Raw genomic sequence first — 12849 nt, forward strand, 5'->3', positions numbered from 1 at the left:
TTAAATTGCATATTGATTAACACTGATGTGTTTGGTCAATTTTGGAGTCACAATGGGCTGTGTGACTACTACCTGCTTAATATCTTCGAAAAATGTACCACATTGAGCACATAACATACTGTCTGTTTCTGACAGAAGGTATTCCTCACTGCCACATAGGGGGCAACACAGTACTTGTTCGTCTTGGTCTTGGTTTGATTCCATGAATGCTCCCGCAGCAAAAAGGACCAAAATTCTGAGCCCTATTAAGTCTTTTTAGTTATTGTTAATCAGCTTAATAGCTAGATTATCTGTATGCAATGCTATTCTAGTTGAACAATCTCTTGAATAAGCTCGGTTTAAGAGATTTTCATTAACTATGAGAGTGAATTCATAAAATTGACCGCATTGGTCAGCGAATATGGGTAGAACAGGGGTGAAGCTATCGGTATTTGGAAATGACACGCTCCTAATTGGAGCGTGCAAATGAGTATCGATTCTCTATTTAACTAGTTGAACTGCCTCACGTGTAAGTCTGGCGAGCTCATCCCAGTTTTTCTCTTCAACAAGCTTTTTGTCGACCATCCATGTACCACCACAAGCTAAGACCCTTGGAATCGAAAGATAGTCTTGGATATTGTTAGTATTAATACCACCTGTAGGCATAAGGCTTACATCAGAATACGGAGCAAGCAAAGCTTTCACCATGTTCACGCCACCTGAAGCTTCCGCTGGGAAAAACTTCAGTGTCGTAAGGCCCATTTCTAGAGCCGCTTCAATGGTACTTGGGTTATTTACACCCGGTATAATATCGATTCCAATTTCCTGGCAGGCCTTTACGGTATTAGGATTAAATCCTGGTGAGACAATAAAAGTTGCACCTGCTTCCTTAGCGGCAATAGCCTGTTCTCTATTTAATACGGTGCCTGCGCCGATCAGCATCTCGGGTTGAGATTCTCTTAGTAAACGTATTGCTTCAATAGCGGCGTCTGATCGAAACGTAATTTCAGCTGCTGGTAACCCGTTGTCTGCCAGTACTTTTCCTAGAGGGACAATATCTTTTGCATCTTCAATAGCGATTACTGGAATGACTTTGAGTTTTTTTAATTGTTCGTTGATAAGTGACATTGTTTTACCTTATTAAATGAGTGCGAGCTGGGTGTGCTTAGGGTCAATAATAGCTCCCCGATGCTGGATAACAATGCTCGCCAATTTGTTACCCATTTTACATGCTTGTTCTAATTTTGAACCATTTAAATAAGCCGCTAAGAACGCGCCATTGAATGAGTCGCCTGCTGACGTTGTATCAACAACATTCTTAACTGGTGTAGTGGTGATACTCTGGGTTTTCTTACCGTTTTGAGACAAAATACAGCCTTCGCTCCCAAGTTTTACGACTACGTTTTTAATGCCTTGATCTTTTAATCGCATCATTGTTTCTTCAGAGTTTTTGTCGCACCACAGAGCTTGTTCATCTTCATAAGTAACAATCGCCGTATCGGTAATAGAATACATCGCGTTATAAGCTGACATTACTGATTGGTTTTCGTCATTTGGCCAAAGTGCAGGGCGGAAATTACTGTCAAAACATAATTCAACGCCCTTTACTTTTAACTCCTTGAGTAAGCTAAGTAATTTATTCCTGTCTTGCTCCGGTAGTATTGCGAGTGTTATACCACTGATATATACCATGTCGACATCAACAAGCTGCGACGCGATAGATTCAAAGTTAGGGTGCTGAATCAGCCAACGTGCCGCAGAGTCATTACGCCAATACATAAATGTACGTTCGCCTTGTTCGTCTAGTTGGATCAAGTAAAGGCCGGGTGTTTTGTTTTCACAGGTCAACACATACTCAGTATTAATCCCTTCTTTTTTCCATGCGTCTACCATACCTTGACTGATGGAGTCGGTACCTACAGCGGTAACGTAAGATACTTTCGCCGATTCGTCTGATGCAAAAGCTCTCTGAGCGCGATTTAGATAGATAGCTGTGTTAAGCGTATCTCCACCATAGGCTTGTTGCATGTTTCCAAATGGTGATCCGTTAAGCTCAATCATACATTCCCCGATAATGGCGATATGTTTCATGTAGGAGTCCTCATATTGAGATAAAGAAAGCCGCAAGTGGGGGACAAGCGGCTTGTTTTCAGGAGATAAAGCTTATTTAGCTTCTATTTTCACGAATGCCATCGTTAACGCAAAAGACAGAATAAACACGCCGCATACACCAAGAATGGCTTGGATGAAGTTCTGTGTTCCGCCAGACAAGTATGCCGGAAGACTGAAAACAGACGACAAGATATAGCTAGTTAGGTGGGTATCAAGAGTTACTGATATTGCACCAAAGATACCAGCAGCTAAGCTTGCCATAAACAGGGCCTTAGTATAATTCGTCAATACACCAAACAGGGCTGGCTCAGTGATACCAAGGATAGCGGTTACACCGGAACTAGCTGTAATTGAAGAGTTTTCTTTAGAAACGAACTTACGCTGCTTGTACCACACTGCAAACGTAGCACCTGCAATAGCAAGGTTACCAAGACACATGATCGGCATAAGCAGGTCTTTACCATAAAGTGCGAAGTTGTTTAAGCTGATTGGCGTCATGCTATGGTGGATACCAAATACTATGGTAATTGGACGCGTAATCCCAAAAACAAAGCCAGTTAAAGTCGGTGAAATTTCTAGTAATGAACTCACGATCCACCCAGCTCCATTGCTCAACCAAATACCTAGAGGGCCAACAAAAGAGAGTGTGAGTGTTGATGTGATAGCAAACGCTAATAGAGGGGTGATAACAGGCTTAGCTGCTGACGGAACAATACTGTCAACAAGTGGTGTAACTTTTGAAAGCAACCATACTGCCAAGATCACAGGAACTATCGCTCCGCCATAGTTTAGCAATTCAATAGGCACAGCCCCTAAAACCGTTAATTCAGCTGGTATGTTCGCTTCTTTTAACGCAGCGGCTTTTTCTATTAGCTTCGGTGATAGCATTGCAGCTGCAACCGCTACCGCGATGTATTCGTTAACACGAAACATTTTCGCGGCCGAGAAAGAGACCAAAATAGGTAAAAAGAAGAAGACGGCTACAGAAATAGAGCGAAAGAAGAAAACGGTGTCGGAGTTTTCTGAGATCACCTCAGTCGCTATAAGGCCTGAAAGCAAACCCATAAGCATACCAGCCCCCGCAATTGCAGGAACAATCGGACCAAAGATGCCTGCGACTATACGCATTGCGCCTTGGAAAAGTTTGCCATCTTCTTTAGTAGAATCAGCGCTATTAGAGTCCGAACTAGATTGGCTTGTGGGAAGGGCTTTAAACCATTTCTCAACGTCTACGCCAATAATAACCTGAACTTGGCCTTGCTTAATTACTACGCCTTTGACGCCTTGCAGCGACTTCAGTGTGTTTTCCTTCACTAGAGACTCGTCTTTTAGCTTAAAACGCAGGCGAGTCATACAGTGTGTAGAATCAGTTATGTTGGTTGTTCCACCAAGGGATTCAATCAGATACTGTACTTTCTCTTTGATACTACTCGTTTTATTAGGGCCAATATTGCTTGGGTCTAATGCACCTACAGATTCATCTATCTTCATATACGACTACCGCTATTAATTAATCTACTTGATTGGGACTCATACTATAGATATTAGTCTGTCTTCCAAATGGCTGAAACTGAGAGTTTTGTCACAATTAAAGTCAAGTTGAATCAAATTCTAATTATTTTTTCCAATTGGTCTGTTTTTCATTGAAAACTATAACAATTAACGAACCAATTATTTTTTTAATAATATTAGGGCTTGAAAACGAAAAATTTAAATTGTTATATAAGGAAAATTCTGAGTAAGAGTCGTTTAATCGTGAACACAACAATTATCACTGATGTAGAATGCATCATTACAAAACCAGATAGACATAATTTAATTACCGTTATAGTTCACACTAATAATGGTACAGTAGGTTATGGGTGTGCAACATTCCAGCAACGTCCTTTAGCTGTTAAGACTATGGTTGATGAATATTTAAAACCATTACTTATAGGTAAAGATGCTAACAATATTGAAGACTTGTGGCAGATGATGATGGTAAATGCATACTGGCGGAATGGCCCTGTGATTAATAATGCGGTATCAGGAGTTGATATGGCTTTATGGGACATTAAAGCCAAGCAAGCAAAAATGCCACTTCACCAATTGTTCGGTGGAAAATCACGTGATGCGATTGCGGTGTACACACATGCAACCAGTGACTCTATGGAAGGTTTATACGAGTCGATCGATAACTATTTGAAACAGGGTTATCGACACATACGTTGCCAGCTAGGCTTTTATGGCGGTGTTCCTGAGGCATTACATACCACACAAAACCCTACTGTTGGTTCATACTATGATCAAGACCAATACGCAGAGAACACTATCACCATGTTTAAATTACTTCGTGAAAAATATGGAAACCAATTCCATATTCTTCATGATGTTCACGAACGATTATTTCCCAACCAAGCGGTTCAGTTTGCTAAAGACGTAGAAAAATACAAACCCTATTTTATAGAAGATATCCTTCCACCTAATCAAACCGAATGGCTGGATAATATCCGTAGCCAAACATCAGTTTCTCTTGGCCTAGGTGAGTTATTTAACAATCCTGAAGAGTGGAAATCTCTAATTATTAATCGTCGGATAGACTTTATTCGCTGCCACGTATCTCAAATTGGTGGTATTACTCCAGCGTTGAAACTTGGCCACCTATGTCAGACATTTGGAGTAAGGATTGCGTGGCACTGCCCGCCGGACATGACACCTATAGGTGCTGCAGTCAATACGCATCTAAACGTTCATCTACACAATGCTGCTATTCAGGAACATGTCGAATATAAAGACAATACGCGCAAAGTTTTCCCTGGTGCGAGTGAACCTAAAAATGGCTATCTTTATGCGTCTGAGTTGAACGGTATAGGTGTTGAAATCGATACAGAAGTTGCTGCCGATTTCCCAGTGACTTACAGGCCCCATGACTGGACGCAGAGCCGTCTACCAGATGGTACTATCCACACGCCTTAAAAAATAGCCGCTTTAGCGGCTATTTTTTTCTCTAAATTCAATGTCTTCAGTATTGAAAGGGGTATGGTAAGTACATTGGTAATCGATATCAATAACATTGCTGACAATAAACACCTCACCGGACTTTAAAAAACCGCGATTGGTAATGTTCATTGCAGCAGTGGATCGTTTACAGCCAAATAGTTTGGCGTCCTCAGCAGAGATGTTTATCGCGCGATAAGTGGTGAGATACTTCTCAATCTTTAGCCCAAGCTCTATGGCATGCTTTTGTAGAGAATGTTCAACAATCTCATCACTCATTTTGGGAAACATTTTCACAGGTATTTTTGTTTCTTCTATCTGAGTGACTTTACCATCAATTAACCTAAGCCTTTTCAAATTCCATATATAATCATTGTCATCAAGTAAAAATGCTTGTTTTTCTTGGCTGTCGGTTAATCTTTTGTTTATCTTTATTTTCTTATAAGAGATTTCATTGAAACGTTTTTCAGTAATAGAGTTATATATTAGCGGGCTACTATCCAAGTTTTTGTATATGTAAATTCCTGAACCAGACTTTATATATATAATACCAATTGATTGAAGCTTTTCTAAAGCCTTTCTAATGGTAAATCTAGATACGTTATAGGATTCAGATAATTCTCTTTCAGTAGGCAATTTCTCGGATATTAATTTTTGAGAGATTTTACTAATAATATCTTGAACGACAAATTCATATTTCTTCATCGATTACATTTCCGGAATATGAAGCCAACGAATACTGTAAATTTTAACACAACTGTGCAAGGTTTTATTTGAGTGGGAGGACTTAGTCACATAAAGCCCTCCTAAGAAAACTTTATGTTCGATCTGCAAGATAAGCTTCGTAATCTGGGATTTCTATGTCGACTTCGGATTCGATTAAGTCAGACTCGATTAGGAAGTTTGCCGTTGCGCGGTTAGTGGCGACAGGGATGTTCCATACACTGGCGATACGGAGTAGGGCTTTCACATCAGGATCATGCGGTACGGCATTGAGTGGATCCCAGAAGAAGATAAGCATATCGATTTTTCCTTCCGAAATTAGAGCGCCAAGTTGTTGGTCACCGCCCATCGGTCCAGAAATCATGCTTTTTATCGCTAGGCCTGTTTCTTTACTCAGCATGGAGCCTGTTGTGCCGGTAGCGTACAGAAAGTGGCGCTGAAGCTTCTCTTTGTGCTCAGTAACCCAGCGAAGTAGCTCTGGTTTACAGTTGTCATGCGCAACAAGAGCAACATGTTTGTGTGCAGGCATAGTGCGAGTTGTTTTCTGCATTCTAGATTGTTCCCTAATATTTCTAATTATTTACGTAAAATGTTGGTCGATACTCTGATGGAGACAAAGAATCCGATATCACCTGAGGTTTTAAGTTTTCAGGTGTCAGTGCCTCAATGATCGGAGCTTCATTTTTCTCGTAAGGTTGACCTTTCAGATAGCTTACCGCTTGTTTTACAGATAATCGACCTTGTTTAACCATTTTGTCAGTAGGCGCAAATTCTACGCGATTTCTCAGCAGGCCGCGGTAAACGCCGTGACTGAGGTAAGTTGAAATTAGTCCTATCTGATCTGTTTTTCCTGCTGTCCTTAATTCGCTGATCGCTGCTTCAATCGCTACAGCACTGCCAACTATATAATCTAGGTCTTCGCGCTCGATTGATTGCTGAACAAGGTTCCGCTGAAGCTCTTTGTCATTATCGGCCCAGTAGGTTTCCACAATCTGAATATCACTGTCTTCAATAGCACTGAGAAAGCCACGGATAACAGGCTTAGTTCCACCACTAGAATCCGGACCTGGGAGTAAAACAATATTTTTAGTCCCAGAACCTCGGGGGTGTTTATCCTTCAAATACTGCCCCGTGTAATAACCCATCCAATACCAATCGACGCCAACTTCGCCTTTGAGCTGTTCTCTTGAATGGCTACCCAAAATCAGTTCATTAACACTCGCAAAAACAGGAATATCAACTGCGAATTGGCGCAAACTGTTCATGTATAGATCAGGGGCGACTGTGCCCAAGATAATGGCGTCCGCTTTCCATCGCTGGCAGTTCTGAAGTTGTTCTTTTTGTTTAGTCTGATTTGGGTATCCGCCGGCTTCAAACACTTTTAAATCAACCCCAAGCTTTTCAGCCTCGTCTACCATTCCATAGTTAACAGAAAGCCAATAAGAGTCTTTAAGGTGGGGGTAAAGCGCGCACAGTCTTAGAGGTGCTTCAGCGGCAGACAAAGAAGTCGGTAAGAAGGAGTATACCGCAATGGCCATTACAAACAGTCGTTTTAGGGAGAAAGCTGGAAGCATGATGTATATCGTTGGTATTCGTTACATAAACACTGCAAAATATAGCGTATTCCCACAGTGCAAAGAAGTGTATTTACTTAATGTTACTTGCTAAAGCCAGTATTGGTCGGAAGTTGTTGTTTGCTTTTCTCGCAATGGCGCTGTTAGTACTCATTTCCGCGTTGATTGGTGTGTTCGGCTTCTCCTCGGTCGCCAAGACCGAAAGGAATGTTGTGAATTCCGCAATCCCTTCAATGATTGAAGCTAGACAAGTATCTGAACTGAGTTCACGAATCATAGCTTCTGTGCAAACTCTCTCAAATTCTAAATCCGAACTTCAGCGCCAAAAGGCGGGTAAAGAGTTGTTTTCTCAGCTGGAAAGTTTACTTCAACATATCAAACAGCTCGGTTCAGACTCTTTTGATTCCAAATTATTAAGCACACTGGAAGCTGACGTTCAAACCGTAATCGATACTTTGGTCGAGCTGGGTATCGTTGTAGAGAAGAAACTGGTTCTTGAAAAAAAATTAAGCACGCGGACAGGGGAACTCCGAGAGCAGGCTTCTGAATTGGAACAATTGACGCGTACGCAGGTTTCCAATACCAGTACTATTGCCATTGCGAATGTCACCCATATTTACGATTTGATAGAAAATGCCCAAACGTCCCAAGCATACCAAGCTTTAGACACGCTCGTTGAAGTGGATTTAGATCTAGCAGAAAGGCTGCACGAATTACACTTACTTGCATTTAAAATGCTTAACCACATTGAAGAAGCGCGCACAATTTCGGATATCGATCGTATCCATACGGTTAGAGAAGAGTTTGTCAGTAACCTTGAGATCATGAAACGCCGAGTGCGAGCGGTAGAAGATCCAACACGTTCGATACAAATGGCTGAACTATTAACGCAATTGGAAAAAGGTGAGGTCGTCTTTGACGTTTTGCATCAACGCTACCAAAACGAACGAGCATCACAACAGCTAATGCAGGACACACTGATACAATTTTCAGCTTTGAATACGACCGTAAACAAATTGGTCGATGATTCAAACCAAGCTACGACACGAGCAGTGGACAAGCTCAAAACGACATTAAATTATGCTCAACTCAGTCTGACGATCATTACGGTATTGGGTATGTTGATCGTCATTTTGATCGTTTGGAAAGTGGTTTATGTATCTGTACTTAAACGCTTAGCAGAATATTCGTCGGCTTTGTCGTCTATTGCGCAGGGGCAATTGAACGTCGATATCATAGTGAAAGGCAATGATGAATTAGCCCATATGGGCCAAGCTATCATTACAGCAAGAAATACGGCTCAATCATTAAAAGTAGTCGCAGAAAGTGAAGCAAAAGCGAAGCGAGAGTTGCAAGAGCATAAAGAACATCTTGAAGAGCTTGTTACAGAGCGTACTCACCAATTGCAAGATACTAACAAACGCCTAAATCACGAAGTACTCAACCATGCTAAAGCGCGCCGACAAGCTGAGCAAGCGAGCCGAGCAAAAACGGCGTTCTTAGCCACGATGAGTCATGAAATTCGCACACCAATGAACGGGGTGCTTGGTACAGCTAGATTGCTTAAAGAAACTGGGTTGAACTCGAAACAAGGCCATTTTGTGGATGTGATCAATCGTAGTGGTACCACATTACTTGCGATCCTGAATGATGTGCTTGATTACTCGAAGATTGAAGCGGGCCACCTAGAAATACGGCCAGTGGACTTCAATCTTTTTGACATGGTGGAAGACGTTCAGCAGTTGCTTGATGGCAGAGCTAAAGAAAAAGACATCGAAATCAGTACCTTGATCGAAAGCGATGTAAGCCAGTTTTTGCATGGTGACGTAACTCGTATTAGCCAAGTGTTAACCAATCTAGTCGGCAATGCTGTTAAATTTACAGAGCAAGGCCACGTTGATATTTACGTAACCTATGATCCTGACCAAGACGGTCAGGTGTTGTTCGAAGTTTCTGATACTGGCATAGGTATCAGTCAGGAAGAGAAAGAGACTTTGTTCGACGCGTTTACTCAGGCTTCTGGTGGTTTGAGTAGCAAAGGTGGCACGGGCCTTGGTCTCGCTATTAGCAAACGTATTGTCGAAGCCATGGGAGGATCCATACAGCTCGAATCTGAAGTAGGACAGGGGAGCCGATTCAGTTTTAGTGTTCCTCTGTCCCAAGGCAGCAAGGTTCAATCTAAAGATCTTAATGTTGGTTCAACGCTAAAAGCGAAAGTACTGCTGGTGGAAGATAACCCAGTTAATTGCCTAGTAGCGGAAGGCTTTTTAGAAAGTCTAGGTCACGAAGTAACGACGGCGAATGATGGCTATTCCGCTGAGGAGATTTATTCTCAGCATGATTTTGATATCGCTTTGCTTGATATCAACCTCCCTGACTGCAATGGCGTAGAGCTGTTAGATAAATTGAAACGAATTAAAAGTGACAATGTCACTCCAATGATTGCAATTTCAGCTCACGTTTACGATGAAGAAGTGCAAAGCTACCTTGCTGCAGGATTCGATGGCTACCTGCCTAAACCTTTAGATAAAGATGTACTTTGTCATATGATTAACTCCAGTCTGCAAGGTCACTCGCTGTTACTTGAGCAATCGGATCTTGAGCCAAGTTACCAGCCAGTGAGCTCACACATCATCGATATAAGCGTTGTCAGTAAAGATTCTCTCATTCTTGGGAACGAAAAAATGAAAGAAATCATCACCCTGTTTGATAAGAGTGCAGACGAAACATTGAATCTTATGCAAACAGCCGCTGAGCAAGATGACCCGAATCAAATAAAACAACTCGCACACAAGTTGAAAGGTTCAGCAGGAAGCTTGGGTCTGCTAGCATTGTTTGACGCTTGTTTGGGTATAGAGAAATCTCAGCAGCCAGTTAGTGATTATTTGGCAGATAAAGATCAGCTTTTATCGCTGATAGAAAGCTCAAAACAAGCGTTAAATCAATTGGTTGACTAGGTAGAACTATGATAGAAATTGCATCTCCTCGACTTTCGATGCGTCAGATTACAGAAACAGATTGGCCACTTTTCTTACGCTTACACCAAGAAGAAGAAGTGATTCGTTACGCGTTTGACCAACCTGAACTGGATGACATTCGCCAACGATTTGAATCGAGATTACCTGTGTGGGAGTGGGGAAGCGGACATTGGCTATGCCTTGTCATTAGAGATAGCCAAAACAATCAGCCCATAGGCGTAACAGGTTTGTGCATTGAAGATGAATCTGATGATTCTGTCGAAATAGGCTATTTACTGCTTCCAGAGTTTCATGGAAAAGGTATAGGGACAGAGTCTTTACTGGCATTAATCGCTCACGTAAAGAGCTCTCTACCTGCGGTAAAGAATATTAACGCTATCGTGACTGATGGTAACGTAGCTTCGTGCAAAGTGCTTGAAAAGGCAGGATTTGAGTTAGTAGAAAGGGAAGAAAACGCGTATCGGATTGGTGGCAAACTCTATGATGATTTGATTTATCGTTTCCACTTATAATTCTTAAGCTCTGTAGGCAACCACAGATAATGTCAGCAACAATTGTGCGGTGTAGTAGGTAATCATAATCACATGACGCGAGAAAGCTGAACTAGATCGGAATCGGTCTACGGCTAACACAATGTCTGAGGTTATAAAAATCAACGCGCCCATGACAGCAAACGCCGCTGACTGTGCATGATCCACTCGCCAATACTCAATCGCAGCCCAAGCCATTCCGAGAATACCTAATGAATAGAAGGCTACAGGAAGCTTCATATTTCCGAGAGTGGGGAGCAGTAGTAAGAAAACAATAATACCAATCGATAAAAGTAGTAGTGGTAGCCACCAATTTATCAATCCATCGAGTTGAGTATAAAAAGCGAAAGAGTAGATAAAATGTACCAGTAGGAAAACCGTTAACCCTTGGACAAATCTATCTTTCGGGTGCATGAGTAGCAGGTCGCCAACAACAGAAACAAGTAATCCTACTGCCATCCATAAAGCGTATTGACCAACCACCTCAAACAGTGAGATTGACACAATAGCCATGAGTAAAATTGGTAAAGTTTTGGTGGCATAAAACAGCCACCGAGGGCCACGCTCAATACTCCAGACATGTACAGCACACAGCGCTAGGATCAGCAGCCACATTTCTCTTTTCACCCATATAAAAAAAGCAGCAATATTGCTGCTTTTTAGCGTACTAACAGGGTGTTAACTAAGCAATAGCCTGAGTCAATATTTCGCGGCTTTCCTTTAGAGTGATCGCTTGATTTTCACCTAATGCTTTCATGCCATGATGTTCTAACTGACTCACTACCGAGTCGATCGCGCTTTGTTTATCACTACCATGCTCAGTTAACTGTGTTGAGACTGTCATTGTCTGATAGAAACTTTCTATTGCATCAATGGTACGCTCAGCTAGGTCATTACCCAGTTCTAGACCAAATACATTCACGCCCATTTGTTCCAGTTTGGCACGTTTGTGAACCAATTGGTTGCGAAGAAGAGAAGGCTGTACGATGGCCAGAGAGCGAGCGTGGTCAACACCCCAAAGTGCTGTCAGCTCGTGGCCGATCATGTGAGTCGCCCAGTCTTGCGGTACCCCGCTGCCGATGAGACCATTCAGAGCCTGGTTTGCTGACCACATGAGATTTGCACGCCATGCGTCATCGTCACGATTGTCAAAGTCTTCGCCGAGCTTCTTAAGAGTGCGAAGTAGAGTCTCTGCATAGCCATCTTGAACCATTGCGCCATGTTTTGTAGTCAGGTATTGCTCACATACGTGTACCCAAGCATCAACAATACCGTTGATTAGTTGCTTTTCAGGCAGAGTCTTCATCACATCCGGGTCCATAACCGCAAATTTTGGCTGTACAAATGGGCTAAGGAACGCGAGCTTATCCTGCGTTTCAGCTTTTGTAATCACAGCACCCATATTGGATTCGGAGCCAGTTGCTGGAAGTGTTAATACTGCGCCAAGTGGTGTTGCTTCAGAAACTTGATGCTTGCCCGTTAGGATATCCCAGCCGTCACCATCATACTTGGCAGCCGCCGCAACGTATTTAGAGCCATCAATAACAGAACCGCCACCAACAGCAAGGATGAACTTAATGCCTTGCTCTTTAACAATCGCGACCGCTTTATCAAGTGTTTCTTTTGTTGGGTTTGGTTCAACGCCTGAAAACTCAACCCATTGATGACCGTTCAGTGCCTCAGAAACCTGATCATAAACGCCGTTACGTTTAATAGAACCTCCGCCATAAATGACGAGAACTTTATCTTGCGGTTGAATCGATGATTGAATGGCACTGATTTGACCTTGACCAAACAGAATCTTGGTAGGGTTAGCGTAAGTAAATTGCATTGTCATTCCTCTTGCTTCAGTTGACGCCTGATAGGGCAGACTGATTTTATGTTCCGAGCTTGGAAACACTTCATTGTTTGAATGCATAATAGTACTGAAAAGTCGTTTTAAAAATATCGAATCCTCTGTTTATGTTGCCTATTCCT

General features: G+C 42.1%; 12 protein-coding genes. 3 read left to right on the forward strand and 9 right to left on the reverse strand.

The genetic code is table 11. The annotated features are described in order from the left end of the window. The 4 genes from QMA41_RS20660 to QMA41_RS20675 all read right to left on the reverse strand — a co-directional run bounded on the left by QMA41_RS20660 (position 1) and on the right by QMA41_RS20675 (position 3582). On the reverse strand, positions 1-204 hold the full coding sequence (locus QMA41_RS20660; protein ID WP_045987229.1) for a hypothetical protein: 204 nt from the start codon (positions 202-204) through the stop codon (positions 1-3). 276 nt (positions 205-480) lie between these two features. Continuing rightward, positions 481-1107, reverse strand: a complete 627-nt coding sequence (locus tag QMA41_RS20665) for a bifunctional 4-hydroxy-2-oxoglutarate aldolase/2-dehydro-3-deoxy-phosphogluconate aldolase (protein WP_006960950.1) — start codon at positions 1105-1107, stop codon at positions 481-483. A 12-nt stretch (positions 1108-1119) separates the two neighbouring features. Then, positions 1120-2070 carry a sugar kinase gene (locus QMA41_RS20670; protein WP_171354074.1) on the reverse strand — a complete coding sequence of 317 codons (951 nt, stop codon included), beginning with the start codon at positions 2068-2070 and terminating at the stop codon, positions 1120-1122. Between the two features lie 72 nt (positions 2071-2142). Next, positions 2143-3582 carry a PTS transporter subunit EIIC gene (locus QMA41_RS20675; RefSeq protein WP_095561951.1) on the reverse strand — a complete coding sequence of 480 codons (1440 nt, stop codon included), beginning with the start codon at positions 3580-3582 and terminating at the stop codon, positions 2143-2145. Between the two features lie 264 nt (positions 3583-3846). Between QMA41_RS20675 and QMA41_RS20680 the strand changes: the two genes are divergently transcribed. Further along, positions 3847-5046: an enolase C-terminal domain-like protein gene (locus QMA41_RS20680; protein ID WP_281630505.1), complete on the forward strand. Its 1200-nt coding sequence runs from the start codon at positions 3847-3849 to the stop codon at positions 5044-5046. Between the two features lie 12 nt (positions 5047-5058). On the opposite strand, the gene QMA41_RS20685 is transcribed toward QMA41_RS20680, so the two are convergent. The 3 genes from QMA41_RS20685 to torT form a co-directional block, all read right to left on the reverse strand. Beyond that, positions 5059-5772: a GntR family transcriptional regulator gene (locus tag QMA41_RS20685; protein ID WP_006960954.1), complete on the reverse strand. Its 714-nt coding sequence runs from the start codon at positions 5770-5772 to the stop codon at positions 5059-5061. Between the two features lie 112 nt (positions 5773-5884). Beyond that, positions 5885-6340, reverse strand: a complete 456-nt coding sequence (locus QMA41_RS20690; protein ID WP_006960955.1) for a methylglyoxal synthase — start codon at positions 6338-6340, stop codon at positions 5885-5887. Positions 6341-6362: 22 nt separating this feature from the next. Then, on the reverse strand, positions 6363-7328 hold the full coding sequence (gene torT, locus QMA41_RS20695) for a TMAO reductase system periplasmic protein TorT (protein ID WP_281630536.1): 966 nt from the start codon (positions 7326-7328) through the stop codon (positions 6363-6365). A gap of 116 nt (positions 7329-7444) precedes the next feature. Here torT and torS point away from each other — a divergent pair, with 116 nt between their 5' ends. Next, positions 7445-10321, forward strand: coding sequence for a TMAO reductase system sensor histidine kinase/response regulator TorS (gene torS, locus QMA41_RS20700; protein WP_281630506.1), 2877 nt, complete (start codon positions 7445-7447; stop codon positions 10319-10321). Between the two features lie 8 nt (positions 10322-10329). Beyond that, entirely contained in the window at positions 10330-10854 is a 525-nt protein-coding gene (locus QMA41_RS20705; RefSeq protein ID WP_043010377.1) for a GNAT family N-acetyltransferase, read from the forward strand. 3 nt (positions 10855-10857) lie between these two features. Here the strand turns inward: QMA41_RS20705 and QMA41_RS20710 are convergent, their stop codons facing one another. Both QMA41_RS20710 and QMA41_RS20715 read right to left on the reverse strand, forming a co-directional pair. Further along, entirely contained in the window at positions 10858-11487 is a 630-nt protein-coding gene (locus QMA41_RS20710) for a lysoplasmalogenase (RefSeq protein WP_281630507.1), read from the reverse strand. Between the two features lie 67 nt (positions 11488-11554). Continuing rightward, complete coding sequence (locus QMA41_RS20715) at positions 11555-12703, reverse strand: iron-containing alcohol dehydrogenase (protein WP_281630508.1); 1149 nt, start codon at positions 12701-12703, stop codon at positions 11555-11557. Between the last annotated feature and the right edge of the window lie 146 nt (positions 12704-12849).

It is taken from the genome of Vibrio sp. St2 (assembly GCF_947311885.1).
Lineage (GTDB): Bacteria > Pseudomonadota > Gammaproteobacteria > Enterobacterales > Vibrionaceae > Vibrio > Vibrio coralliilyticus.

Coding starts and splice junctions, on each gene's coding strand:
- QMA41_RS20660 (WP_045987229.1), bottom strand. CDS start 204: ATGGAATCAAACCAAGACCAAGACGAACAAGTACTGTGTTGCCCCCTA.
- QMA41_RS20665 (WP_006960950.1), bottom strand. CDS start 1,107: ATGTCACTTATCAACGAACAATTAAAAAAACTCAAAGTCATTCCAGTA.
- QMA41_RS20670 (WP_171354074.1), bottom strand. CDS start 2,070: ATGAAACATATCGCCATTATCGGGGAATGTATGATTGAGCTTAACGGA.
- QMA41_RS20675 (WP_095561951.1), bottom strand. CDS start 3,582: ATGAAGATAGATGAATCTGTAGGTGCATTAGACCCAAGCAATATTGGC.
- QMA41_RS20685 (WP_006960954.1), bottom strand. CDS start 5,772: ATGAAGAAATATGAATTTGTCGTTCAAGATATTATTAGTAAAATCTCT.
- QMA41_RS20690 (WP_006960955.1), bottom strand. CDS start 6,340: ATGCAGAAAACAACTCGCACTATGCCTGCACACAAACATGTTGCTCTT.
- torT (WP_281630536.1), bottom strand. CDS start 7,328: ATGGCCATTGCGGTATACTCCTTCTTACCGACTTCTTTGTCTGCCGCT.
- torS (WP_281630506.1), top strand. CDS start 7,445: ATGTTACTTGCTAAAGCCAGTATTGGTCGGAAGTTGTTGTTTGCTTTT.
- QMA41_RS20705 (WP_043010377.1), top strand. CDS start 10,330: ATGATAGAAATTGCATCTCCTCGACTTTCGATGCGTCAGATTACAGAA.
- QMA41_RS20710 (WP_281630507.1), bottom strand. CDS start 11,487: ATGTGGCTGCTGATCCTAGCGCTGTGTGCTGTACATGTCTGGAGTATT.
- QMA41_RS20715 (WP_281630508.1), bottom strand. CDS start 12,703: ATGCAATTTACTTACGCTAACCCTACCAAGATTCTGTTTGGTCAAGGT.